General features: G+C 38.7%; 21 protein-coding genes. 16 read left to right on the forward strand and 5 right to left on the reverse strand.

Annotated features, from left to right (window positions below):
• Positions 1-106 precede the first annotated feature (106 nt).
• The 8 genes from AOR04_RS00815 (at position 107) to AOR04_RS00850 (ending at position 8,242) form a co-directional block, all read left to right on the forward strand.
• A complete protein-coding gene (locus tag AOR04_RS00815; RefSeq protein ID WP_007376404.1) occupies positions 107-379 on the forward strand; it encodes an STAS domain-containing protein in 273 nt (90 codons plus the stop codon).
• An 8-nt stretch (positions 380-387) separates the two neighbouring features.
• On the forward strand, positions 388-750 hold the full coding sequence (locus AOR04_RS00820) for a response regulator (protein ID WP_007376405.1): 363 nt from the start codon (positions 388-390) through the stop codon (positions 748-750).
• Between the two features lie 14 nt (positions 751-764).
• Positions 765-2,852: a chemotaxis protein CheA gene (locus AOR04_RS00825; RefSeq protein ID WP_096792253.1), complete on the forward strand. Its 2,088-nt coding sequence runs from the start codon at positions 765-767 to the stop codon at positions 2,850-2,852.
• Positions 2,849-3,334 carry a chemotaxis protein CheW gene (locus tag AOR04_RS00830; RefSeq protein ID WP_096792254.1) on the forward strand — a complete coding sequence of 162 codons (486 nt, stop codon included), beginning with the start codon at positions 2,849-2,851 and terminating at the stop codon, positions 3,332-3,334. The genes AOR04_RS00825 and AOR04_RS00830 overlap by 4 nt, the downstream gene beginning before the upstream one ends.
• Positions 3,335-3,389: 55 nt before the next feature.
• Complete coding sequence (locus AOR04_RS00835) at positions 3,390-5,696, forward strand: methyl-accepting chemotaxis protein (RefSeq protein ID WP_096794059.1); 2,307 nt, start codon at positions 3,390-3,392, stop codon at positions 5,694-5,696.
• A gap of 74 nt (positions 5,697-5,770) precedes the next feature.
• Positions 5,771-6,601 carry a CheR family methyltransferase gene (locus AOR04_RS00840; protein WP_096792255.1) on the forward strand — a complete coding sequence of 277 codons (831 nt, stop codon included), beginning with the start codon at positions 5,771-5,773 and terminating at the stop codon, positions 6,599-6,601.
• Positions 6,585-7,202, forward strand: coding sequence for a chemoreceptor glutamine deamidase CheD (cheD, locus tag AOR04_RS00845; RefSeq protein WP_096792256.1), 618 nt, complete (start codon positions 6,585-6,587; stop codon positions 7,200-7,202). The genes AOR04_RS00840 and cheD overlap by 17 nt, the downstream gene beginning before the upstream one ends.
• An 8-nt stretch (positions 7,203-7,210) precedes the next feature.
• Positions 7,211-8,242, forward strand: coding sequence for a protein-glutamate methylesterase/protein-glutamine glutaminase (locus AOR04_RS00850; protein ID WP_096792257.1), 1,032 nt, complete (start codon positions 7,211-7,213; stop codon positions 8,240-8,242).
• On the opposite strand, the gene AOR04_RS00855 is transcribed toward AOR04_RS00850, so the two are convergent.
• A complete protein-coding gene (locus AOR04_RS00855; protein WP_096792258.1) occupies positions 8,239-9,270 on the reverse strand; it encodes a polysaccharide deacetylase family protein in 1,032 nt (343 codons plus the stop codon). The two genes, AOR04_RS00850 and AOR04_RS00855, sit on opposite strands and share 4 nt — an antisense overlap.
• Between AOR04_RS00855 and dinF the strand changes: the two genes are divergently transcribed.
• Positions 9,250-10,584 carry an MATE family efflux transporter DinF gene (gene dinF, locus AOR04_RS00860; RefSeq protein ID WP_096792259.1) on the forward strand — a complete coding sequence of 445 codons (1,335 nt, stop codon included), beginning with the start codon at positions 9,250-9,252 and terminating at the stop codon, positions 10,582-10,584. The genes AOR04_RS00855 and dinF overlap by 21 nt on opposite strands.
• 13 nt (positions 10,585-10,597) lie before the next feature.
• Here the strand turns inward: dinF and AOR04_RS00865 are convergent, their stop codons facing one another.
• Entirely contained in the window at positions 10,598-10,867 is a 270-nt protein-coding gene (locus AOR04_RS00865) for a hypothetical protein (RefSeq protein ID WP_007376414.1), read from the reverse strand.
• 9 nt (positions 10,868-10,876) lie between these two features.
• On the reverse strand, positions 10,877-11,452 hold the full coding sequence (nfuA, locus tag AOR04_RS00870; RefSeq protein ID WP_002959571.1) for a Fe-S biogenesis protein NfuA: 576 nt from the start codon (positions 11,450-11,452) through the stop codon (positions 10,877-10,879).
• A 148-nt stretch (positions 11,453-11,600) separates the two neighbouring features.
• On the opposite strand from nfuA, the gene AOR04_RS00875 reads away from it, so the two are divergent.
• The 4 genes from AOR04_RS00875 to AOR04_RS00890 all read left to right on the forward strand — a co-directional run bounded on the left by AOR04_RS00875 (position 11,601) and on the right by AOR04_RS00890 (position 18,288).
• The gene (locus tag AOR04_RS00875) at positions 11,601-14,150 is read left to right on the forward strand and encodes a M14 metallopeptidase family protein (RefSeq protein WP_096794060.1); all 2,550 of its coding nucleotides are present in this window, start codon (positions 11,601-11,603) and stop codon (positions 14,148-14,150) included.
• Between the two features lie 159 nt (positions 14,151-14,309).
• On the forward strand, positions 14,310-15,677 hold the full coding sequence (locus tag AOR04_RS00880; protein WP_096792260.1) for an alkaline phosphatase PhoX: 1,368 nt from the start codon (positions 14,310-14,312) through the stop codon (positions 15,675-15,677).
• A gap of 176 nt (positions 15,678-15,853) precedes the next feature.
• Positions 15,854-16,084, forward strand: coding sequence for a hypothetical protein (locus AOR04_RS00885; RefSeq protein ID WP_157770528.1), 231 nt, complete (start codon positions 15,854-15,856; stop codon positions 16,082-16,084).
• A gap of 83 nt (positions 16,085-16,167) precedes the next feature.
• A complete protein-coding gene (locus AOR04_RS00890; RefSeq protein WP_096792262.1) occupies positions 16,168-18,288 on the forward strand; it encodes a TonB-dependent receptor in 2,121 nt (706 codons plus the stop codon).
• A gap of 68 nt (positions 18,289-18,356) precedes the next feature.
• On the opposite strand, the gene AOR04_RS00895 is transcribed toward AOR04_RS00890, so the two are convergent.
• Entirely contained in the window at positions 18,357-19,034 is a 678-nt protein-coding gene (locus tag AOR04_RS00895) for a ComF family protein (RefSeq protein WP_096792263.1), read from the reverse strand.
• Positions 19,035-19,108: 74 nt separating this feature from the next.
• Here AOR04_RS00895 and bioH point away from each other — a divergent pair, with 74 nt between their 5' ends.
• From bioH to AOR04_RS00910, 3 genes are all read left to right on the forward strand, one after another.
• The gene (gene bioH, locus AOR04_RS00900) at positions 19,109-19,846 is read left to right on the forward strand and encodes a pimeloyl-ACP methyl ester esterase BioH (RefSeq protein WP_096792264.1); all 738 of its coding nucleotides are present in this window, start codon (positions 19,109-19,111) and stop codon (positions 19,844-19,846) included.
• A 90-nt stretch (positions 19,847-19,936) separates the two neighbouring features.
• Positions 19,937-20,245: a hypothetical protein gene (locus tag AOR04_RS00905; protein ID WP_007376419.1), complete on the forward strand. Its 309-nt coding sequence runs from the start codon at positions 19,937-19,939 to the stop codon at positions 20,243-20,245.
• Positions 20,246-20,249: 4 nt separating this feature from the next.
• Positions 20,250-21,125 carry a putative metalloprotease CJM1_0395 family protein gene (locus AOR04_RS00910; protein ID WP_096792265.1) on the forward strand — a complete coding sequence of 292 codons (876 nt, stop codon included), beginning with the start codon at positions 20,250-20,252 and terminating at the stop codon, positions 21,123-21,125.
• A gap of 338 nt (positions 21,126-21,463) precedes the next feature.
• On the opposite strand, the gene AOR04_RS00915 is transcribed toward AOR04_RS00910, so the two are convergent.
• Positions 21,464-23,791: a Tex family protein gene (locus AOR04_RS00915; protein ID WP_096792266.1), complete on the reverse strand. Its 2,328-nt coding sequence runs from the start codon at positions 23,789-23,791 to the stop codon at positions 21,464-21,466.
• Positions 23,792-23,948 lie beyond the last annotated feature (157 nt).

The raw sequence follows: 23,948 nt of genomic DNA on the forward strand, positions 1-23,948 counted from the left end.
CTGTTACAAAAATTAATTTAATTTTTTTAGGCCCTTTTATGGCATTTTTAATAACTAGGTCTAAGCTTTTGTTATGAAATAAATTGACAAGGAATGCACTTACTAAATGTTAAAACTTCCACGTGAACTTGTCATTATGCAAGCTGAAACACTGCATCAAGATTTACTAAAAGAACTCAATAGTAATAATGATATTTGTCTTGATATTAGCGATGTAATGTCTGCCGATACTGCCTCAATTCAACTTTTATGTGCTTTGCAAAAACATCTGCTTATCATTAAGCATAAAATAATTTGGGTAGGGGCGAGTGAAGCATTAACACATTCAATTGAGCAACTCGGTTTAAGTCATTACTTAATACTTGAAAGTAAAGGTTAGGAATTCATATGAAAAAAATTTTAGCGGTTGATGACTCAGCATCAATGCGTCAAATGGTAAGTTTTACTCTAAAAACAGCAGGGTTTGATGTAATTGAAGCAAAAGATGGAAGTGAAGCGTTAGCTATCGCTAAACAACAAGATTTTGATGTCGTAATTTCGGATGTAAACATGCCAATAATGGATGGTATTACGTTGATTAGAGAGCTGCGAGGCTTACCTAATTATAAATTTACACCATTACTTATGCTCACTACAGAGTCGGGCTTAGAAAAAAAAGTAGAAGGTAAAGCCGCTGGCGCAACAGGTTGGATAGTTAAACCGTTTAACCCAGAACAGCTATTAGCCGTTATTAAAAAGGTTATTCGCTAGCGAAGGAGTATTGTGTGAGTATAGATTTGAGTCAATTTTTTGAAGTTTTCTTTGAAGAGAGTTTTGAAGGCCTAGATACTATGGAGGCTGAGCTTTTAAACTTAGTGCCAGGTGAGGAAGACTTAGAAACTATCAACACTATTTTTAGAGCTGCTCACTCAATTAAAGGGGGAAGTGGTACTTTTGGTTTTAGTTCTGTTGCTGATTTTACCCATGTACTTGAAACACTATTAGACCAGATCCGCCAAGGAGAGCGAGAACTTAGCACTGAACACGTTAATTTATTACTCAAAGCAGTTGATTGCTTGCGAGGTTTACTTGCCGCGCTTCAAGCAGATCAAGCGTCTGATTTAACTGAAGCTAATGCTTTGCGGATGCAATTTGAACATGTGTTAGAGAAAAAAGACAACGTATTGGAGAGTAAGCCACAAAACGAAGCTGTGCTATCGACTAGCAACACATATCAAATTAACTTTAAGCCTCATCATCACTTATTTAAAACAGGAAATGAGCCGCTGTACATGATCAGTGAACTTGCTGAGTTAGGTGAATTAAAAACAACCGTTTTTTATGATTCAGTGCCTGATATTACGGAGTTAAGTTATGATGAATGTTTTTTACACTGGCGCTTTTTTTTAAATACAAGCCATGACGAAAAGGCGATAAAAGAAGTCTTTGAATGGGTAGAAGATGATGCAGATATTACAGTTGAATTATGTGTAAGATCATTTGATGATGAACAACCAGCTAGTATCTCAGATCATAACCATGATTTAGCTCTCTCAGATCAACCTGAAAAATTAGAAAAAATAACAACCTTACCCGCCAAATCAAAACCAAGTAGCAATAAAGATAAAAAAGTCGCTAGTGCGCCAGAGTCAACCTCAATCCGTGTTGGCATTGATAAGGTTGACTCATTAATAAACATGGTTGGTGAACTGGTAATTACTCAAGCTATGCTGAATCAGCTAAGTGAACAGGAAATAACATCAACTACGATTACGTCGTTGAAAGAGGGTTTAGCGCAACTTGCACACAATACACGTGACTTACAAGAAAACGTAATGCGTATTCGTATGTTACCAATTAATTTTGTATTTAGTCGCTTTCCTCGATTGGTACGCGACATAGCACAAAAGCTAAATAAGAAAGTCGAGCTTAAGTTGATTGGTGAGCAAACCGAACTTGATAAAACCGTAATGGAAAAAATTTCAGATCCTATGGTGCACTTGCTTAGAAACTCGCTTGATCATGGGTTAGAAACCGTAGATCAAAGAGTGCTTGCAGGAAAAAATCCAGTGGGAATTGTCACGTTAAATGCATTTCATCAAGGCGGTAATATTGTTATTGAGATAATGGATGATGGTCAAGGCCTTAATACCAAAAAAATTAAAGAAAAAGCAATCGCAAATGAGTTAATTACAGCCGATAGTAATTTAACGGACAATGAAATCAATGAACTAATTTTTATGCCTGGCTTCTCTACTATGGATGAAGTGAGTGAGCTATCGGGTCGAGGTGTAGGCATGGATGTTGTTAAGCGTAACATTCAATCTTTAAATGGTTCAGTTGAAGTAACATCGGCCCCTGGTATTGGTTCAACATTCACAATTCGATTACCGCTTACGCTAGCTATTTTAGATGGTCAGCTCGTTAAAGTCGCTCAACATACCTATATTATACCGCTCATTTCGATTGTTGAGTCATTACAAATTGATATCACAAAAGTAAGTCGAGTGGGTAAAGACCTTGATGTACTCAGACTTCGAGATGAATATATTCCTATTTTACGTCTATACGCTATTTTTAATCATCAAAATGCGATTGAGTCTTTAGATAAAACATTACTCGTAGTAGTTGAAACTGATAACCAAAAAGTAGGACTTTTAGTTGATGATTTATTGTCTCAGCAACAGGTTGTGATTAAAAGTTTAGAAGCTAACTATCACAAAGTTGATGGCGTATCGGGTGCCACTATTTTAGGAGATGGGCGCGTATCGCTGATTGTGGACATTAGTGGCTTAATAAAGCTCTCAGGTTTAAAAAAACCAGGCAGTCAAGAACTAACCATTGAAACGCAAGCCACTTTGGAGGCGTTATGAACTCAGAGCAAAGCCAGTTAAGTAACCAATTAAACCTTCAGCAGCAACAAGGAGTGAAGCAATTTTTAACTTTTATTATGGCTGATGAAGAGTACGGCGTTGATATTCTAACAGTACAAGAAATTCGTAGCTGGGAGGAAATTACAGTACTACCTAACGCACCTGAGTTTGTAAAAGGCGTAATTAACTTGCGGGGTACAATTGTGCCAATTATTGATTTACGTTTACGGTTTGGCTTACCAAGTACTGATTATGGATCATTGACAGTGGTTATTGTTATAAAAATAGAGTTTGAACAGGGCAGTAAAATTATAGGTATTGCAGTAGATGCAGTCTCAGATGTTTACAGTATTGTAGAGCAAGATGCTAAAGCTGTTCCTAGTTTATCTGAATCAAATAATTGTGAGTACGTTGCTGGGTTGGTCAATGTGGGCGATAAAATGGTGGCGTTGATCGACTTACAAAAAACAATGAATATTTAGTTTATAAAATAACTAAATAAAGTAATAAAAAATAAACTTAAAGGTGGTGATGGGCATGGGATGGTTTAGTAATCCAAAACAGTCAGAATCAAGTAATGATTTAATTGTAAGCGCATTAAATAAGTCATTAGCTGTGATTGAGTTTGAGCCAAGCGGAATAATAATTACCGCAAATGCTAACTTTCTTAGCGTAATGGAATACCAATTAGAAGACGTACAAGGACAACACCATTCTTTATTTGTAGATTATGATGATGCTAAAAGTAATGACTACAAAAATTTTTGGCAGCGTCTTCGCAATGGCGAGTTTATTTCCGATGAATTTAAGCGTTTTGCTAAAAGTGGTAAAGAGGTTTGGATTCAGGCTACTTACAATCCAATTATTAACTCTGAGGGCCAAGTACTCAAAGTCGTTAAACTTGCTACAGATATCACAGATCAAAAGTTGGTATCGGCAAATGCTGCCGGACAAATTAGTGCAATTAGTAAATCCCAAGCGGTTATCGAATTTAGTTTAGATGGCAGTATTATTAGCGCTAATGATAATTTTTTAAATGCTCTTGGTTATCAGCTTGATGAAATTAAAGGTCAGCATCATAGATTATTTGTCGCACCGGAATATGCAAATAGCAATGAATACAAAGAGTTTTGGACTAAACTTGGTCGAGGCGAGTTTGATTCAGGTGAGTATTTACGAATAGGAAAGCAAGGCCAAGAAATTTGGATACAAGCCTCTTATAACCCAATCTATGATATGAATGGTAAGCCTTTTAAGGTTATTAAGTACGCTACAAATATTACAGCGCAAAAAGAGCTTGAAAAAGCTTCTAGAAAGGCAGCCGATTTAGCTAATGCCCTAAAAGTTTGCCAGGCAAATGTAATGATTGCCGATGAAGAGCTTAATATTATTTTTGTGAACGATTGCGTTCAAAAAATGCTTAAAATACGAGAAAAAGAACTGCAAACAGTATTACCAAACTTTTCTGTAGATAATCTTATAGGTACCTGTGTTGATGACTTTCATAAGCACCCTGCGCACCAACGTGAGTTACTAAAAAATTTGGATAAACCACATAAAGCTGAATTACTTTTAGCAGGTGTTACTTTTACCTTAATAGCTTCACCTTGGATTAGTCAAGAAGGTAAAAAGTTAGGCACAATTGTGGAATGGGAAGATAGGACTGCTGAAGTTGCTATAGAAAAAGAAATTGCGACGCTCATTAGTGCAGCAGGTAAAGGCGATTTAGATACAAGAGTTATTGAAAATGGAAAAGAAGGATTTTTCTTACGTTTAGCTCAAGGGCTAAATAGTTTAGTTAAAATTGTTGATGATGCTGTCGCCGATACTGGAGATATGCTTGATGCTATGGCAAATGGTGATTTGTCAAAACGAATCGAGAAAGAATATAAAGGCTCATTTGATAAACTCAAACGTGATGCAAATACGACAGCAGATAAGCTCACCGAAGTTATAAATCGGATAAATTCATCGGCTACGTTAGTTGCAAGTGGCGCTGAAGAAATATCTCAAGGCAATGCTGATTTGAGTCAGCGAACAGAAGAGCAAGCCTCGTCACTTGAAGAAACAGCATCAAGCATGGAAGAGATGACCAGTACCGTTCGCCAAAATGCTGATAACGCTAAAGTAGCAAATGATTTGGCAGAAGAAACCTGTGAAAAAGCAATACAGGGTGGCGAAGTCGTTAACAGAGCTGTCACGAGTATGTCGGCGATTAATGAATCAAGCAAAAAAATTGCTGACATTATTGGGGTCATTGACGAAATAGCATTTCAGACCAATTTATTGGCGCTTAATGCTGCTGTAGAGGCCGCTAGAGCTGGTGAACAAGGGCGAGGCTTTGCGGTTGTTGCAGGGGAGGTTCGTAACTTAGCTCAGCGCTCAGCAGGCGCAGCTAAAGAAATTAAAGAATTAATAAGAGACAGTGTAGGTAAGGTCGCTGATGGTTCTCAATTAGTTAATGAATCAGGCGCTACACTGAAAGAAATTGTTGTTTCAGTACAACGAGTCACACAAATGATTTCTGATATTACAGAAGCATCCGAAGAGCAAAGCGCCGGTATTGAACAGGTAAATAAAGCTATTTCACAAATGGATGAAATGACTCAACAAAATGCTGCTTTAGTAGAGCAAGCCTCTGCCGCTGGTGAGTCTATGGCTGAGCAGGCAAATGAAATGCGTCGGTTACTCAACTTTTTCTCTTTAGGTCAGCAAGATACAGCGATGATTTCACCTACGATGCGAACGCCAGCGCCATCTCAAAGGCCACAGAATAATTATATTGGCAGTAAAACGCGAGGTGATAATTTTGTTGACTCGGCAGATGAATGGGAAGAGTTTTAACAACTCACCTTCTCGGCCTCGTTGTTATGTAATTACATTGAGGCATTGCTTGTTGGCTTGATTGAGAGTGAATAATGAAAGAGTTTTTATTTACCGACCGAGATTTTAAAGAGATTGCCGATCTTGTTTATAACGCATGCGGAATTGTACTAGGTGAACATAAACGAGAAATGGTTTATTCGCGTTTAGCAAGACGTATTAGAGAGCGAAACTTTGTTGATTTTAAATCATATTTAGCTTTCTTGAAAAAGAATAAAGATCAAGAATTCGATGCCTTCATTAATGCTATAACAACGAACTTAACATCTTTTTTTCGTGAAATTCATCATTTTGAATTTATTAAATCTGAACTTATACCTGTCCTTTTAAAAACAAATAAGCACAGTAAACGCGTGAGATTTTGGTCTGCTGGTTGCTCAACAGGGGAGGAGCCTTACAGTTTAGCAATGACATTAAATGCTGCATTTCCGAGTGATTGGGATGTGAAAATCTTAGCCACAGATTTAGATTCAAACGTGTTAGCAAAAGCGCAAAGTGGCATGTATACCGCTGCGAATGTTAATGGACTCAGTGAGCAGCAGCTCAAGCGTTGGTTTTTAAAAAGTAAGGATGGTGAGGCATATAAAGTAAAACCAAAATTGCAGGAATGTATAGCGTTTAAACGTTTAAACTTATTACAAGAGTGGCCAATGAAGGGCCCTTTTGATCTTATTTTATGTCGTAATGTAGTTATTTACTTTGATAAAGAAACGAAAGATCAGCTTTTTGAACGCTACGCTAATATATTGAGTGAGCAAGGGCATTTGTTCTTAGGTCACTCAGAAAGTATGGGTAAAGAGCATTCTCAATATAAAAACTTAGGTAAAACGATGTATCAAAAGGGCAGTAATGCACACGGAATTTAGAACAGTATTACCTAGCTTTGAGCATATTAAGCGGTATTGGGATTCAGGTCGGCAGAGCGTTGTTGCCAAAGTGCTCCCTGGTGAGTTTTATGTGTCGAAAAACAATGAACTTATTTCAACAGTACTCGGTTCATGTATTGCGGCTTGCGTTTATGACGAAGTACTAGGAATTGGTGGGATGAACCATTTTATGCTGCCAATTCAAAAAGGAGTGGAGCTTAATAATGCACATAGCTTAAGTTGTCGTTACGGTAACTGGGCTATGGAATATTTAATAAACGAAGTGCTAAAAAATGGAGCTTCACGTCGAAACTTAAAAATTAAGCTGTTTGGTGGGGGGAAAATTATTAGCGCGATGACTGATATCGGTTTGGGTAATATTAGTTTTGCTACCGCTTATGTTCAAGAGGAAGCCCTTAATTTAGTGGCGCATGATATGGGAGGCCCTTGGCCAAGGAAAATATTTTTTCATCCCCACACTGGTAAAGTTCATATGAAAAAGTTGAAAAACCTACATAACAATACCATTGAGAAGCGTGAAGTTCGTTATTTACAAAGCCTTAAAAAACAAGATGTAGTTACGGATATTGAACTGTTTTAGGTGTGTTTATGATTAAAGTACTCATAATAGATGACTCTCCTTTAATTAGGCGATTACTCACTGACGTTTTACAGCAAGCTGAAGATATTACAGTTGTAGGTAGTGCTGAAGATCCATATAAAGCACGAGAAATGATTAAACAACTTAACCCTGATGTACTTACATTGGATGTAGAGATGCCAAAAATGGACGGTATTAGTTTTTTAAAAAATCTAATGCGCCTAAGGCCAATGCCTGTAGTGATGATTTCTACATTAACACAAAAAGGTTCACCAATTACATTAGAGGCACTAGAGCTCGGTGCGATTGATTTTATAGCTAAACCAACGGCTAATATAAAAGATAAAATAAGCCAATATGCGTATTTAGTTCAGCAAAAGGTACGAGTAGCCGCTGGTGCAAGAGTTAGAAGTTATAAAAAAGCGTTACCATCGAGTGATCCTTTACCTATTAATGCTCAGTTTTTATTAAATAAAGTTATTGCTATAGGCGCATCAACTGGGGGCACTGAAGCGATAAAAGAAGTATTAATAAAAATGCCTATTAATTGCCCGCCGATTGTTATTACTCAACATATTCCCCCTGTATTTAGTACTTCGTTCGCTTTAAGGATGGATCGTACATGTATTATTAGTGTTAAAGAAGCAGAGCAGGGTGATAAGCTAGTCGCAGGTTGCGCTTATATTGCTCCTGGTGGTTTGCATTTAACCATTAAAAAATATGGTGGGCACCTATATTGTGAACTTGATGATAATGAGCCTGTAAATCGGCATAAACCAGCAGTGGATGTATTGTTTAATTCATTAGTAGAAATTAACGCTAAGAATGTTGTGGCAGCGTTGTTAACCGGAATGGGGAGTGATGGCGCAAAAGGATTGCTCGCTTTAAGGGAAGGTGGCGCGTACACACTAGCTCAAGACGAATTTTCGTCTGTGGTTTGGGGAATGCCAAAAGCTGCAGTGGAGTTAAACGCAGCAAACGAAGTTGTTGCGTTGGATAAGGTAACTGAGCGGCTATTGAATCAGGCTGTTAAAGTTTAATTATTTTCAATAACCCACGGCTGTGAGAACCAATAATAGTCACTCGGGTTTTTAATCGAAGGCGCAGTACAATTAAAGCGAGAACGGCCATTATTTAGCTCTTTTGGAGAAGTGACTTCAACCGTATTTTCACTTATCCAATTTAAGCTTGCTTGGCCAACATTTGAGACATAGCAGGCAAACTGTGTTTTATGAAAATCTCCCATTTCAAACTCTATGGTTAGTGTTGGTGGGTTTTGTGTTGTCACGCTATCTTGATACGTTAACTTTGTAATATTAAAAGCATGAGAATTTAGTTTTGTGATTAACGTATCTAGTTTACTGTAAAACCCAGAAGCTGGGAAACGCGGCAAGCGACTGAAGTTTGAGTTTTTATTCACCGCCCCAGAGTGTTGACCAATACCTATAAAGCCAAGATCAGTCACAAGAGCTTGTAATTCGTTATTAAATTCACCATACGGGTAGGCTAAATATTTGTAGTCTTGGCCAACCTCTTCTTTTATACGTTGTTGTGAATACAAAATATCTTGTTTGATACGTATTTTCCACTGGGCATCCGTTTCATTATCAAGTTTAATATGCAAATAATCATGTTGAGCACTGTGGTTGCTTATAAGCGCGCCCTTTTTGCTAAGCTCTTTGAGTTTATCCCAGCCCATTACATAACTTTGGCCTTCATCAATTAATTTTGGATTTACAAAAATAGTATATGGATAATTAAATTTCTCTAAAATTGGCGCTGCTTCGTCGTAATTGTTGTTGTAACCGTCATCAAAAGTGATTGCGATGGTTTTCTCAGGTAATGTTTTACCTTGCTGAAGTGCATTTATTAGTTCATTAAGAGGAATAACGTTAAAGTTATGCTCTTTTAAATAGCTTAAATGTTTAGTGAATGTATTCGCGCTAACACTCGTTACGGCAGGAAGGCTTTCACTAACATGATGGTATTGTAAAATAACAGCAGCTTGAACGCGTAGAGATACACTAATGAGAGAAAATAATACTAAATGAAACAATTTCTTATACATAATAAAGCACACCATAAAAGCTTGTTGTTGTTAGCCGGTCCGATGATACTATCAAATATCACAGTACCACTGTTAGGAATTGTTGATACTGCTGTCATTGGGCACTTAGGGAGCGCTCACTATTTAGCGGGTATTGCGCTTGGTTCTGCTGTTATTTCTATTTTATTTTGGCTAGCGGGATTTTTAAGAATGAGTACGACTGGCATGGTCGCTCAGGCTTACGGAGAAAATGATTTAACTCAATTAGCCGCCTTACTTAAACGTAGCTTATTACTTGCAAGTCTTGTTGCTGTACTACTTATCGCTTTATCTCCTTTGATAAAACATGCTATTGCATTTTTATCTGCTGCTAATAGCGATGTACTCGCACAAGCATATCAGTATTTTAGTATCCGCATTTTTAGTGCTCCAGCAGCATTGTGTAATTTAGTGTTACTGGGTTGGATGCTTGGTGTACATTACGGGCGAGGGCCATTTTATTTATTATTAGTAACAAACATAGTCAATATAGTACTCGATATTTACTTTGTTGTTTACCTTGATTGGGCGGTTGCTGGTGCTGCATGGGCGTCACTTATTGCTGACTATACCGCACTAATTTTTGCACTTTTTTTAGTGGTTAAACTAGCTAAAAAACAAGATATTGAGCTAAATGTACCGAATTGGTTGAGTATTAGCAAAATGGCTGAATTATTGAGTTTGAATCGCGATATTTTTATTCGCTCTTTAATACTGCAATTATGTTTTAGCTTTATGACATTTTATGGTGCACGTATTGGCGAAACGACACTCGCTGCTAACGCCGTGCTACTTAACTTTTTAATGTTAGTTAGTTTTGCTTTAGATGGTATTGCATATGCTAGTGAGGCAAAAGTAGGGCAAGCAAAAGGCCAAAAAAGTGTAAGTAATATCGAGTTATGGGTAAAAATCAGTGTATTTTGGGGAATGATGTTTGGATTGTTGTATAGCCTGTTTTTTGCCGTTTTTGGTGCTCAAATTATTATGCTTTTAACCAATGTGCCAGAGGTTATTAATGAGGCGACGCTTTATTTGCCTTGGGTTATTGCACTTCCATTACTTGCTATGAGTTGTTTTTTATTTGATGGTGTTTTTGTGGGTTTAACACGTGCAAAAGATATGCGTAATAGTATGCTTTTTTCGGCTACAGTTGGATTTTTTGGGGTGTTTTGGATATTTAACGAATTACAAAATAATGGACTATGGTTAGCTATGAGCTGTTTTATGTTAATGCGGGGCGTGACTTTGATTATTAAATACCAAAGGCTTAAAGAAAATAACAAGCTATTAGATTAAGTGCGATGATTATTTATTTCCATAAATCGGGATCGTGATTTTTTGGGCCAATGCCTTTAATGACTTGTGAAAAGCGGTTAGCAAAAATCCCGCAATAACCCCAAGCTGCAAAAAACAGTGCAGGGACTAAAATTGCAACGCCAATTATTTGCAAACTGTAATGAGTGTAATACCCAAGGGAGATGAATACCACGGCTAGCACAAATAGTGCTAAGCCGCGAAAAAAGCGCTTTAAGCTAAGTTTAGGGTTACTCCCTAAACGATAGATTAGTGGCTTTAGCATTTATAATAATTAATAGTAAGAGTGATCGCCCGCTTCGTGCTCTGTGATATCAGCAACACCGGTGATTTCTTCAAATTTAGCGATCATTTCTTTCTCGATGCCTTCTTTTAGCGTTACATCGATCATAGAGCAACCATTACAACCACCACCAAACTGAAGTATAGCAATGCCTGCAGCTGTTATTTCTACTAGACTTACTTGGCCGCCATGGTTTGCTAGTTGCGGGTTTACTTCAGTTTCAAGCATGTGCTGCACGCGTTCATTTAATGATGCATCATCACCAATTTTACGAGCTTTAGCATTCGGCGCTTTTAGCGTTAATTGAGTGCCCATTTTGTCAGTAACAAAATCGATCTCGGCTTCTTCTAAAAATGGCGCACTTTCTGCATCTACAACAGCATCAAAACCATTGAAATTTAGACGAATATCGCTGGCTTCAACAGCGTCTTCTGGACAATAAGACACACCACATTCCGCTTGTGATGAACCAGGGTTTACAACAAAAACACGAATATTGGTTTGTTGTGATTGATCTGCTAATAGTTTAGCAAAATGCGCTTGCGCTGTTTCGGAAATAGAAATCATAAAAACGGCTTTATACCTGACTAAATTACTCGGATACTGCATATCATACTCCGCTCATCGTGTTGCGGCTAGTGTTGAGCGTAAAAAGTTGGCATCTATTTTAAGCAATGGTAGCGTGCAATTAACAAACATTTTTAGAGTGATTTATATGCGGTTCATGTTAACAATAATGGTGGTAATACTGAGTTTTTCAAGTATGGCAAAGCCACTATCTTATTATTTTGAGCAAGATGTTCAATTTGACCCTACCATTCCCACCCCTGAAGCAGTGCTAGGTTATCAAGTGGGGGAGTGGCATGTAAGACACGATCAGTTAGTACGCTATATGGAAGTACTTGCGAAAAAAAGTGACCGCATAAACTTTGAAATTATTGGCCGTACACATGAGCAACGCCCGCTTGTGATGCTAACAATTACTGCCGCCAACAAGTTGCCAAACATAGAGCAAACTCGCCAAGCTCATTTGGCGCGTTTAAGTAACAACAGTGACAAAACTAAAGACCAACCTGCTGTTGTCTGGATGGGTTATAGTGTACACGGCAATGAATCATCGGGCAGCAACGCTTCATTATTGGTAGCCTATTATTTAGCAGCTGCTCAAGGTGCTGAAATAGATGAGCTATTAAATAACACAGTTATTTTACTCGACCCTTCACTTAATCCTGATGGGCTTGCTCGTTTTGCTAATTGGGCCAACAGTAACCGAGGTATGAACTTATCGTCTGATCCTAAGACCCGTGAACATGTTGAAAATTGGCCAAGTAGCCGTACTAACCATTATTGGTTTGATTTAAATCGTGACTGGTTATTACTACAACACCCTGAATCGCGCGCGCGAATTGCCAAATTTCATCAGTGGAAACCAAATATTTTAACTGACTTTCATGAAATGGGGCCAAATAGCAGTTACTTTTTTCAGCCAGGTATCCCAAGTCGTAAACACCCAATAACACCAGATGAAAATGTAACTTTAACGAAAGCGATTGCTAACTATCATGCAAAAACGTTAGATGAAAATAACGCACTTTATTTTACAGAAGAAAGTTTTGACGATTTTTATTACGGAAAAGGCTCGACCTACCCGGATGTAAATGGTGGTGTGGGTATTTTATTTGAACAAGCCAGTTCTCGTGGGCATATTCAAGAAACTATAAACGGACCTTTAAGCTTTGCATTTACTATTAAAAATCAGCTATTAACGAGCTTATCAACCTTTAAAGCAGCCATTGATAATCGCCAGGCGTTACTAGATTACCAAGCGAAGTTTTATAATCAGGCAGCTGATTTAGCCAGTGACGAGAGCTTTGAAGGTTATGTTGTTGAAGGCGCGAGCGACAACACCCGTACCAAGCACTTTTTAGAATTACTAAAACAGCATCAAATTAACGCTTACCCACTTACTAAACCATTAAAAGCAAATGGAAAAAGTTTTAGTACTCATAGTTATTTTGTGCCATTAGCGCAGCCGCAATACCGTTTAGTAAAAGCTATTTTTAGTGAGCAAAAAAACTTTGCTGATAATACATTCTATGATGTTTCGGGTTGGACTCTAGCGCATGCTTTTAATTTACCGTTTGCAAAAGTTAAAAGCAATTGGGGCTTAGATGTTGCAGATACTGCTTGGAATAAAGCGGTAAAAACATCTTTTTCCGATTTAAAAAATGGTTATGCCTTTGGTTTTGCATGGGACGATTATTTAGCCCCTAAAATGCTCAATACTTTACTTAAACAAGGTATTAAAGCACGCGTTGCATTGAGCTCATTAACTGCTAAATCAACATCGGGGGAGGTAAACTTCGAACCAGGTAGTATTATTATTCCAGCAGGCCTACAAACAAATATCGATTGGGTTGCCCAGCTTAGTAAAGCACAAAGTGAATTTGGTATTGCAATTAAACCAATTACATCAGGTTTAACAAGTAAAGGCGCTGATTTAGGTTCACGATCAATGGCCGTTGTTAGTGCGCCAAAGGTACTGCTTATTGGTGGGCAGGGCGCGAGCCAGTACGAAGTAGGCGAAGTGTGGTATTACCTAGATCGCTTTGTTGGCGCAGCGCCAACAATTGTTGAAATGAACCGCTTTAGCTCACTTGAGCTAAGTGATTACAGCCATATTGTACTTGCTCATGGCAATTACAATAGCTTATCTGACACTGATAAAGTGGCAATTAAAAGCTGGGTAAGAAAAGGTGGTGTTATTTGGGGTCACAAAGGCGGCGCTAAATTTTTAGTTGATCAGCAAATTCTTAAAGCAAGTTATCTATCACGACAAGATGTAGCGAGCGCATTTAATACGACAGGTTTAAGTTATGGCGACAAAGATCATTTAGCTGGACGTCAGCGCATTGCAGGTGCCATTTTTAATACCAATGTAGATTTAACTCACCCACTTAGTTTTTCACTTAATCGTAATACATTACCGGTATTTAAAAACAGCACATGGTTACTTGAAGCTTCCGATGCGCCGTTCGTAAATGTACTTACCTACACTAAAAAACCATTATTGGCAGGTTTTACTGATGCCGTTAATGTTGAGCAAGTTGCTGGTGGTGCTGGCTTAATTGCGCACTCATACGGACGAGGCACTGTGATTGGTATGACCGACGATCCTGTATTTAGAGGTTACTGGTATGGTACAAGCCGTTTACTTAGTAACGCTTTATTTTTTGGTCATACCTTTAGAGTGAATGGTGGGTAAAATTATTTTGTACTTTAAAACAGGCTGTTAAGACCTGTTTTAAAGTACGCGCTTTTTAATATGACATTTGCATGAATTTACAATGCAGGCGCATTTTAGTTAGTCATTTTAATTTACTATCTACCCTCTTTTAAAAGCATTATCGCTATAGGTTTAATTATGGTTTCCAGAAGACAGTTTCTTTTAAGTGCAGGTACGCTCGCATTTATTGGCCTTTCTAAAAGCGCATTTGGTAAAGTTACTTTAGCTAACTTAGCAGATAGCGTATATGCATACGGTGGTTTAATTCCTGATACAAAAAAACTACTCGATTTACCTGCTGGTTTTAGCTACAAGGTTATTTCCCAATTGGGCGATACTATGGATGATGGTTTAAATGTACCGGATAAAGCCGACGGCATGGGCTGTATTGCACTTGACGGCGACACTGTAGCGTTAGTTCGTAACCATGAACTTTCACCCAAAAATATTAAGCACGCAGCAACGAGCATTAAGTTGCATAAAACGCCTTTAGCTTACGATATATTTGATGATGGCGTAGCGCTCCCAGGTGGTACAAGTCACATAATTTACAACATTAAAGAGCATAAAAAAGAACAAGAATTTCTATCGCTCTGCGGAACAATAAGAAATTGCTCTGGTGGTATTACACCATGGGGAAGCTGGCTTACCTGTGAAGAAACCGTGGCTAATCAGGCTGATGGATTAGGTAAATCTCACGGCTATATATTCGAAATACCCGCTACTGCAAAAGGTTTGGTAAAACCAGAACCACTTGTTGCAATGGGACGATTTAACCATGAAGCAGCTGCAATAGATCCACGCACAGGCATTGTTTATCTTACTGAAGACAGAGGGGATAGCTTATTTTATCGTTTTATTCCTAATGAATACGGCAAGCTTAAAAACGGCGGCAAGTTGCAAGCGATGGCTATAAAGAGTACTCCACAGTTTGATACTCGAAATTGGAGTGAAGCAATAATGCCTCTACATACCAGTTTTGATGTTGAGTGGGTTGATTTAGATGAGCCACAAAGTCCTAAAGATGATTTAAGAGTACGTGGACATAAGCAAGGTGCTGCACTTTTTGCTCGAGGTGAAGGTGTGCATTGGGGTAATAAAGAGCTTTATTTTTGCTGCACTAATGGCGGTAAAAAACAACTTGGGCAAGTTATGAAATACCAACCCTCAGAGTTTGAAGGCAAAGAGAATGAAAGCTCATCACCAGGGACAATGCAATTATTTGTAGAAAGTGAAGATAAATCGTTGTTTAATTTTGGTGATAATTTAACGGTTGCACCTAATGGGCACTTAATCGTATGTGAAGATCAGTATACCGACGTAGTAGACAACCATTTACGTGGTGTAACACCTAGCGGAGATGTGTATACCTTTGCTCGCTTAACCGCGCAAACAGAGCTTGCTGGCGCGTGCTTTTCACCTGATGGTAACACGCTATTTGTAAACGTATATTCACCCACTAAAACACTTGCTATTACAGGCCCGTGGGATAGCTTTAAAGTATAAAAGATTGACCCTGTTGAGAGGTTTTTTAACAGGGTCTATATGCGAAGTAGATAAAAAGTAAATTAATATATCGACACAAATGTAAGTAACGTTATATTATATCTATTATGCCGAGGCTTACATTAGATTCACTTAGAAACCAAACAACACCACTAAAATATATATTAGTGTTTGTTGTGCTATCCAGTGTTTTTTCTGCTTGGCACGACACTTCTCACGTATTAAAAACGGGTCAAGAATGTGAGCTATGCTCAAGCTCTCTTGATTTAGACGATTCCATACCCGGCAAAGTAACTCTTTTTGAGTCAGACGTTCATTCTTTTTCTTCAGTAAAATTAAATAGTCAGCATTTTTACAGTGTATTTGTTGCAATCACAGGTAACAAAGACCCACCCGTCGTTTTTTAAAGCTAACCAGTTAAATGTATTTCAAACGCTCGTTATTTAATGATAACGAGTAAGTTTTATTGTGTATTTTTAGAGATAACGACATGAAAAATAATTATTCGCCTTTAGTGATTGCCTTATTAACAGCAATGAGTAGCACGGCATATGCAGCTGACAAAAACATCCAAAAAGATGAAACAGATATAGAAAGAGTGCTAATTACGGCTTCTCCGCTAAAGCGCACCGTGCTTGAATCAAGTACACCTGTAACCATTTTGAGTGGTGAAGCGCTAGATCAAAACCAAGCTGCAACGTTAGGTGATACTTTAAAGAATGTACCTGGAGTACATAGCTCTTACTTTGGTCCTGTTGCAAGTAGCCCCATTATTCGTGGCCTAGATGGACCGCGAATTAAGGTTGTGCAAAATGGTTTAGGTGCGTCTGATGCATCGCGCGTAGGGCCGGATCATCAAGTATCAACTGAAACATCTACCGCCACTCAAATTGAGGTACTAAGAGGCCCAGCTACGCTTTTATACGGAAGCGGTGCTATTGGCGGAGTGGTAAATGTGGTTGATAACCGCTTACCCATACAAAGGCAGGAAGGCGTAAGTGGTGAAGTATTTGCACAATACGATAATGTTGCTGATGCTAAAACACTTTCAACAGATTTAAATGCAGGTTCAGGTGATTTCGCTTTCCATATTGATGGATATACCCGAAAAACCGATGATTATAAAATCCCAGTGCCGGCAAATATAGATGAAGAGGGCGGTAGCACAACTCTTGCAAACTCAGACATTGATGCCAGTGGTTATAATCTAGGTGCGGGTTGGATAACCGATGATACACGTGTTGCGTTTTCGTATGGACATATGGACTCTGAGTACGGTTTACCGGGCGAAGAAGGCGTGTTTATAAAGTTAGACCAAGATCGCTATCAAGGCGTAGTTGACTGGAATAATTTAGATGGCTTTATTCAAGCCGTACATTGGCAAAATGCGTATACAGACTATGAACACTCAGAAATTGAAGGTGAAGAAATTGGCACTACGTTTAAAAACGAAAGTATAGAGTCTAGATTATGGGCTGAACATGCACCTGTATATGGCTGGAAGGGGGTTGCTGGTTTACATTATAATAAAAGTGATTTTGAAGCGATAGGTGAGGAAGCATTTACTCCTCCCACTAAAACAGACAGTATTGCTGCTTTTTTAATGGAAGAAAAAAAAGTAGGCCCACTTTTATGGCAACTTGGTACTCGTTTTGAGCAATCAACGCATAATGTAAATAATGACTTTTTTACTGAGCTAAGTGCATCAAATGATATTTCGTTCGAAAATAAAGATTACACAGCCGTATCAGGCTCTGCTGGAGTGGTTTGGAGTATTGACGATAAACACTCACTTGCTTTTAATTATGCCTATTCACAACGTGCACCATCAGCTTCAGAAATATATGCATATGGTCCTCATATTGGATCGGGTACTTATGAAATAGGCGGTGGGTTTGAGCTTAACGACGACAACGGCCAATATAATGTTGTGCAAACTGGTGAAAGCATGGACAAAGAGGTCTCAAATAATTTAGACATTACTTATCGTTACAATGCAGATACATGGAATGCCAGCGTTAGTGTGTTTAATAATGAGGTTAATAATTATATTTTTGAAGATTTTACAGATTTAGTTATTAGCGATGGATCCTTTATTTCATCGACAGACTATGAAAGCCAGGTTGCTATATCAGGAGAGCCGGATGAAGAAAGTGACGGCTTGCCAGTGGTGTTATTTTCACAGCAAAATGCGCGCTTATATGGTTACGAAGCACAAGTTGATTGGCATTTAAATGATGATTGGCGCTTAGAAGTTTTTACCGATTATACACGCGCTAAATTAGATGCAGGCGGTAATGTACCAAGAATACCACCAATGAGATTTGGATCATCTGTGCACTACGAGTATGGAAATTGGCATACTGAAGTAGAAGTTATCCGTAACAGTAAGCAAGATAAAATAGCCGAAAATGAAACTAATACAGATGGTTATACTATGCTTTCTGCTTCAGCTAATTATTATCTTGATTTAGGCGATGTTGATATGACTATTTATATTAAAGGCGAGAATTTAGCTGATAAAGAAGGGCGGGTGCATTCTTCATATTTAAAAGATGAAGCACCTTTACCTGGTCGTTCAGTTAGCTTGGGTGTAAGAGCTCGCTTTTAATCGTTAATAACTAACCATTAAAATCACTAAAGCAAGTGAGTCGCTATAAAGGGTGATACTCACTTGCTTTAAATAGGTGTTAAACAGGTTACAAAAGCCCATACTTGTTTAGCGCCAGCTTGTTTTAATGTATGAGTCGCTGCATTTAATGTAGCGCCCGTTGTCATTACATCATCAACAATAGCGACGGCTTTACCGCGCATATCCTGTGTACAAATAAAGGCATTTTTTAAATTTTTCATACGCTTTGCTTTTGATAGTTTTGACTGAGCCTGTGTTTTTTTGTCGCGAATAAGTACGTTACTCAATGGTAAGTAATTAGTTAAACATGGATACCATACTTGGCTAACTTGATTAAATCCACGGTCAAAAAAACGATTTTTATGCAGTGGTAAAATAACAAAAGCATCAGGTAAGTTTTGGCTCTGAGCAAACAGTTGTACAAGCTGTTTTTTAATGACTTGCTGCAATGCCTTTTTATAATGAATTTGGTTATTAAATTTAAGTTGCTTAAGCCAGTGCTCAAATGGAGGTTGATAAAATGCGCATGCAAATAACATATCAAACTCACAATTGGGAAACATTTCAACAATATCGGGGCGATGAAGTAAATTGGTATGCTCGTTTAAATTAAACAATGGCAAGTCTTCTAAACAATGTTCACACAGTCCTAATGATGCGTTAATAATACACTGGCACTGAACGCAGTAAGCAGGAAATAACCAGTTAAAAATGACTTTATTCATTGATTTGAACCGTACATTGCAATCATCTCTTTAATCGTTATTATGAGCTTAAGTTTGGTTAAGATTATGCAAATATGCAAAACGAATTAGTGTTATTACATGGTTGGGGAATGAATCAGGGGGTATGGCAGTTGGTTCAGCCAGAGCTTGAATTTTTATATTCAGGGAATGTACGCAGCCTTGACTTACCTGGGTTTGGTAATAGTATTGCTTGCCCAAGCCCTTATACACTCCATGATGCAGCCGCACTTTTGAGTGAACAACTACAACCACAATCAATTTTAATGGGCTGGTCATTAGGAGGCTTATTTGCACTGTATATTGCTAAGCATTGGCCTGAAAAAGTGTCAAAAATAATATTGGTTGCATCAACGCCATTTTTTGCAGAGCAAATAGATTGGCCTGGTATTAATTCCAAAGTATTAGAACAATTTAAAGACCAACTAGTTAATCATAGAGAAAAAACGATAGAGCGATTTTTAGCAATTCAAGCGATGGGAAGTGAGTCGGCAAGGGATGATATAAAGCAACTTAAACTATTACTAAATCAGTACAGCGCACCAAATACTGAAGCGCTTATGGCAGGTTTGGATATTTTAAAAAACGAAGACTTGCGTGAGTTATTTACTCGTTGCCCGGTCTCTATTAAAGGTATATTCGGGCGTTTAGATGCACTTGTACCTTATAAAGTGATTGCGGAAATATCAGCACTAAATACTGAGTTTGAATATGAAGTGCTTGATAAAGCATCGCACGCCCCATTTATTTCTCATAAGAGAGAGTTTTTATCTGTCGTTAAATCAATGCTTTAAAATTGAGCTGAAAATAGCGCAGTTTAAAGCTTTATTTTGTGCATAACCTGAGCGATAATTAAGCAATGTTAATTTGGTGGAGGTTTTAATATGCCAATCGGATCTGTATTTAATAACGGTGTTGAAGGATTTAATCGTGCTAGCCAAGGTATCGAAAAGGCCAGTGCTGAGATTAATCGTGCCAATATTGAACAGCAAGACGACGCGCAGTTAGCGCAGCAACGTCAGCTTACGGCAGCACGCCCTGAAGAAGCTATTACTGCACCTGTAGCACAACCTGCCCGTGTTGATGAAGCGCTTGTTAACTTAAAAGTTGAAGAGTTTAATGCCAAGGCAAATACGCAATCAATTCAAACGGCCGATGATGTACTTGGCACGTTAATCGATATTAAAGTTTAGTATTATGAATATTGTCACGCCATTTCCATCTATCAATATAAACACTGCAAATGTTTATACGGAAACTGCACGACGTGACAACCAACTACGCGAAGTCATTCCTGCACCAGCATCAAGTAGCGCAAGTAATACCGAAACTAAAGCCCAAAGTGACGCTGAAAAAGCGAAGTTGCCAGGTGGAAGTGATAGCGTAACATATGATGCAACGGGAAAAACAACAGACGAAAAATCAGTTCAACAACGCGATGAAAACTCAGAAAACCCTGAAGGCTCTGAACAAGAAAACGAAGCAAGTGAGCAACAAGAATTAGAGCAAGAAGAGCTGCAATTAGAGCAAGAAGAGCTGCAATTAGAGCAAGAACAGCTACAAATTAAAGAGCTCAAGGCTCGAGATACCGAAGTCAGAATACACGAACAAGCGCATGCCTCTGTAGGTGGACAACATGCAGGTTCGCCAAGTTATGAATATCAACGCGGGCCCGATGGTACTAATTACGCAGTTGGCGGAGAAGTACAAATTGATGTATCAGAAATACCCGGCGACCCACAAGCGACGATTGATAAAATGCAAACGGTGCGCGCTGCTGCATTAGCTCCTGCTGAGCCTTCGGGAGCTGATCGCTCTATTGCTGCAGATGCTACGCAAAAGCTAGCAGCGGCTCAGGCTGAGCTTGCACAACCTGAAAAAGAAGATGACGAAGACGCAAAAAGTAAACTTGAAGCTTCATTCTCTAGCGATGAAAGCAGCGATACAAAAACAGCTAAAAGTGACGAGCAAACACGTGATGCCAATGTTGAGGCACGTGCAGGGCGTATTGCTAACTTTTATCAAATGGCGACATCGCCAGCGAACCAAAGTAGTTTTTCAGCGTTAAGTTAATAATCTAGCAAAACATAACCACAAAAAAACCGCTTACGCGGTTTTTTTCGTTTTAGTTTAGGGCGTGTTGACCTTTGTGGATTGAAATTTGTTCGATCTAGGGGCTATTTAATCGCGGCGCGAGGTTTGTAACCTAGCGGGCTAAGTAAAAACCGAGCAACAAAGAGTTAATCGTCCCTAGAAAGAACCCAAAGGGCAGCGCATGTTTGGCATTTATGCTGCGTTATCGCCTATTTATGGGGAGTAACCACACGACATAGGCTCTGCCTTGCCCAAATACCAAACATACTGCTGCAAATTCAACCACGAAAGGTCAACACGCCCGAGTTGTACAACTATTATTTTTTCACTTTAGCATTAGCGAACGCATCGGCAAATGCATTACCCATTAACGCATTACCGTTGTCACGTTTAGGCTTTGCAGCACGAGGTTGCGAATTATTAGCACGTGCTTGTGGCTTTTGCGTAGCTGGAGCTGCTGACTTATTACTTGTGTCAATGTCGTCATCTAAGCGCATAGTAAAGCTTATACGTTTACGCGCTGCATCGACTTCTACGACTTTCACTTTTACAATATCACCAGCTTTAACAACTTCGCGCGGATCTGATATGAATTTATTAGTAATCGCGGAAATATGTACTAAACCATCTTGGTGAACACCTACATCAACAAACGCACCAAAATTAGCAACGTTTGAAACCACGCCTTCTAAAATCATACCTGGTTTTAAATCACTAATTTTTTCAACACCGGCTTTAAACTCAGCTGTTTTAAATTCAGGACGAGGATCTCGACCTGGTTTATCAAGCTCAGTAATAATGTCGGTAACGGTTGGTAAGCCAAACTTTTCGTCAGTGTAATCATTAGCAGCAAGTTTAGTTAAAAAGTCGCTGTTACCGATTAGGTTACTGACATCGACGCTATTGCGTTCACAAATACGTTTAACAACAGGATAAGCTTCAGGGTGAACTGATGAGTTATCTAGCGGATCGCTACCATTGTTAATACGTAAAAAACCAGCCGCTTGTTCAAATGCTTTTGGCCCTAAACGCTCAACTTTTTTAAGCTCACTACGTTTAGTAAATGTGCCGTTAGCATCGCGATAATTAACGATATTTTGCGCTAATGTTTTGTTCAAACCAGATACGCGTGTAAGTAGCGGTACCGATGCCATGTTTAAATCTACGCCTACTGAGTTTACACAGTCTTCAACAACGGAGATAAGGCTTTGGCCTAATTGGCTTTGCGATACATCGTGTTGGTATTGGCCAACACCAATTGATTTTGGCTCAATTTTAACAAGTTCAGCAAGAGGATCTTGTAGGCGGCGCGCAATAGAAACAGCGCCTCGTATAGAAACATCTAAATCTGGAAATTCATTAGCTGCAAATTCAGAAGCTGAGTAAACCGATGCACCCGCTTCGCTAACCATAATTTTACTAAGTTTAAGTTCGCTGTTTGCTTTGATAAGTTCAGCAACTAACTTATCTGACTCGCGTGATGCAGTACCGTTACCAATCGCAATTAGCTCAACTTTATGCTGACGACAAAGTTGCTCTAACGTACGCAACGATTTATCCCAATGATTTTGTGGAGCATGAGGGAAAATAGTTTGTGTAGCTAGTAATTTACCTGTGCTATCAACAACGGCAATCTTACAGCCTGTACGTAAACCAGGATCGAGGCCAAGTGTAGTGCGAGGGCCTGCAGGTGCAGCCATTAATAAATCTTTTAAGTTTTTAGCAAATACGTCGATTGCACCAGCTTCTGCTTTTTCGCGCATGGCTGCAAAAAATTCGTTTTCTAAATGCAGCCCTAATTTAATTTTCCACGCCCATTGCACAACGTTTAATAACCAAGGACTTGCCGCTTTATATTTAATATCTAAACGGTAATGCTCAGCAATCATGTTGGCACAAAGTTGCGCTGAATTTTCAGCACTAGGCTCAGGGTTAACATTTAACTGAAGTACACCTTCATTTCGAGCTCTCAGCATTGCAAGTGCGCGATGCGAAGGTACTTTTTTTAGAAGCTCTTGGTGTTCAAAGTAATCACGGTATTTAGTGCCAGCTTGTTCTTGGCCTTTAATAACGGTACTTTGAATTGCGCCATTTTGGCTAATGTGGCTTCTAAATTTAGCAAGTAGTTTTGCGTCTTCAGCAAAGCGCTCCATTAAAATAAACTTAGCACCTTCAAGCACTGCCTTTATATCAGCAAAGCCTTTTTCGATATTTATAAATTGTTCAGCTTGTTGTTCAGGATCAAGGTTAGCATTTTTAAACAGTGCATCAGCAAGTGGCTCTAATCCGGCCTCAATTGCTATTTGGCCTTTAGTACGGCGCTTCGCTTTATACGGGAGATATAAATCTTCAAGTTCAGTTTTGCTTTGCGCAGTACTAATATCTGCCTTTAACTCTGCTGTTAATTTATTTTGAGATTCGATGGTTGATAAAATAAAGCTGCGGCGTTCTTCTAGTTCACGTAAATATGATAAACGCTGTTCTAAAAGGCGTAATTGGGTGTCATCTAAGCCACCGGTTACTTCCTTTCTATAACGAGCAATAAAAGGCACAGTTGCACCTTCATCAAGTAACTTTGTTGCAGCAACAACTTGCTGTTGTTGTGCATTTAGCTCACCGGCTAAACGTGCAGAGATATCGCTCATGCAAAAACCTTTTTAAACAAAAATAAGACCAGTTAGTAAGTTAACTGATACGACTAATTGCTTGAATAATATCACACGAGGTTGTAATAAAAAGCTCTTAAAGCAAGCTATTTTCCTTGCTTTAAGATGGTTGGCTTGATTGGGTAATTATAGCGTT

The sequence above is a fragment of the Pseudoalteromonas sp. 1_2015MBL_MicDiv genome (assembly GCF_002407505.1).
In the GTDB taxonomy this organism is placed as follows: domain Bacteria; phylum Pseudomonadota; class Gammaproteobacteria; order Enterobacterales; family Alteromonadaceae; genus Pseudoalteromonas; species Pseudoalteromonas fuliginea.

Excerpts from the sequence above, each read along its gene's own strand:
- AOR04_RS00815 (WP_007376404.1), top strand. The coding sequence starts at position 107 with ATGTTAAAACTTCCACGTGAACTTGTCATTATGCAAGCTGAAACACTG.
- AOR04_RS00820 (WP_007376405.1), top strand. The coding sequence starts at position 388 with ATGAAAAAAATTTTAGCGGTTGATGACTCAGCATCAATGCGTCAAATG.
- AOR04_RS00830 (WP_096792254.1), top strand. The coding sequence starts at position 2,849 with ATGAACTCAGAGCAAAGCCAGTTAAGTAACCAATTAAACCTTCAGCAG.
- AOR04_RS00835 (WP_096794059.1), top strand. The coding sequence starts at position 3,390 with ATGGGATGGTTTAGTAATCCAAAACAGTCAGAATCAAGTAATGATTTA.
- AOR04_RS00840 (WP_096792255.1), top strand. The coding sequence starts at position 5,771 with ATGAAAGAGTTTTTATTTACCGACCGAGATTTTAAAGAGATTGCCGAT.
- cheD (WP_096792256.1), top strand. The coding sequence starts at position 6,585 with ATGCACACGGAATTTAGAACAGTATTACCTAGCTTTGAGCATATTAAG.
- AOR04_RS00850 (WP_096792257.1), top strand. The coding sequence starts at position 7,211 with ATGATTAAAGTACTCATAATAGATGACTCTCCTTTAATTAGGCGATTA.
- dinF (WP_096792259.1), top strand. The coding sequence starts at position 9,250 with ATGAAACAATTTCTTATACATAATAAAGCACACCATAAAAGCTTGTTG.
- AOR04_RS00855 (WP_096792258.1), bottom strand. The coding sequence starts at position 9,270 with ATGTATAAGAAATTGTTTCATTTAGTATTATTTTCTCTCATTAGTGTA.
- AOR04_RS00865 (WP_007376414.1), bottom strand. The coding sequence starts at position 10,867 with ATGCTAAAGCCACTAATCTATCGTTTAGGGAGTAACCCTAAACTTAGC.
- nfuA (WP_002959571.1), bottom strand. The coding sequence starts at position 11,452 with ATGATTTCTATTTCCGAAACAGCGCAAGCGCATTTTGCTAAACTATTA.
- AOR04_RS00875 (WP_096794060.1), top strand. The coding sequence starts at position 11,601 with ATGCGGTTCATGTTAACAATAATGGTGGTAATACTGAGTTTTTCAAGT.
- AOR04_RS00880 (WP_096792260.1), top strand. The coding sequence starts at position 14,310 with ATGGTTTCCAGAAGACAGTTTCTTTTAAGTGCAGGTACGCTCGCATTT.
- AOR04_RS00890 (WP_096792262.1), top strand. The coding sequence starts at position 16,168 with ATGAAAAATAATTATTCGCCTTTAGTGATTGCCTTATTAACAGCAATG.
- AOR04_RS00895 (WP_096792263.1), bottom strand. The coding sequence starts at position 19,034 with ATGAATAAAGTCATTTTTAACTGGTTATTTCCTGCTTACTGCGTTCAG.
- bioH (WP_096792264.1), top strand. The coding sequence starts at position 19,109 with ATGCAAAACGAATTAGTGTTATTACATGGTTGGGGAATGAATCAGGGG.
- AOR04_RS00905 (WP_007376419.1), top strand. The coding sequence starts at position 19,937 with ATGCCAATCGGATCTGTATTTAATAACGGTGTTGAAGGATTTAATCGT.
- AOR04_RS00910 (WP_096792265.1), top strand. The coding sequence starts at position 20,250 with ATGAATATTGTCACGCCATTTCCATCTATCAATATAAACACTGCAAAT.
- AOR04_RS00915 (WP_096792266.1), bottom strand. The coding sequence starts at position 23,791 with ATGAGCGATATCTCTGCACGTTTAGCCGGTGAGCTAAATGCACAACAA.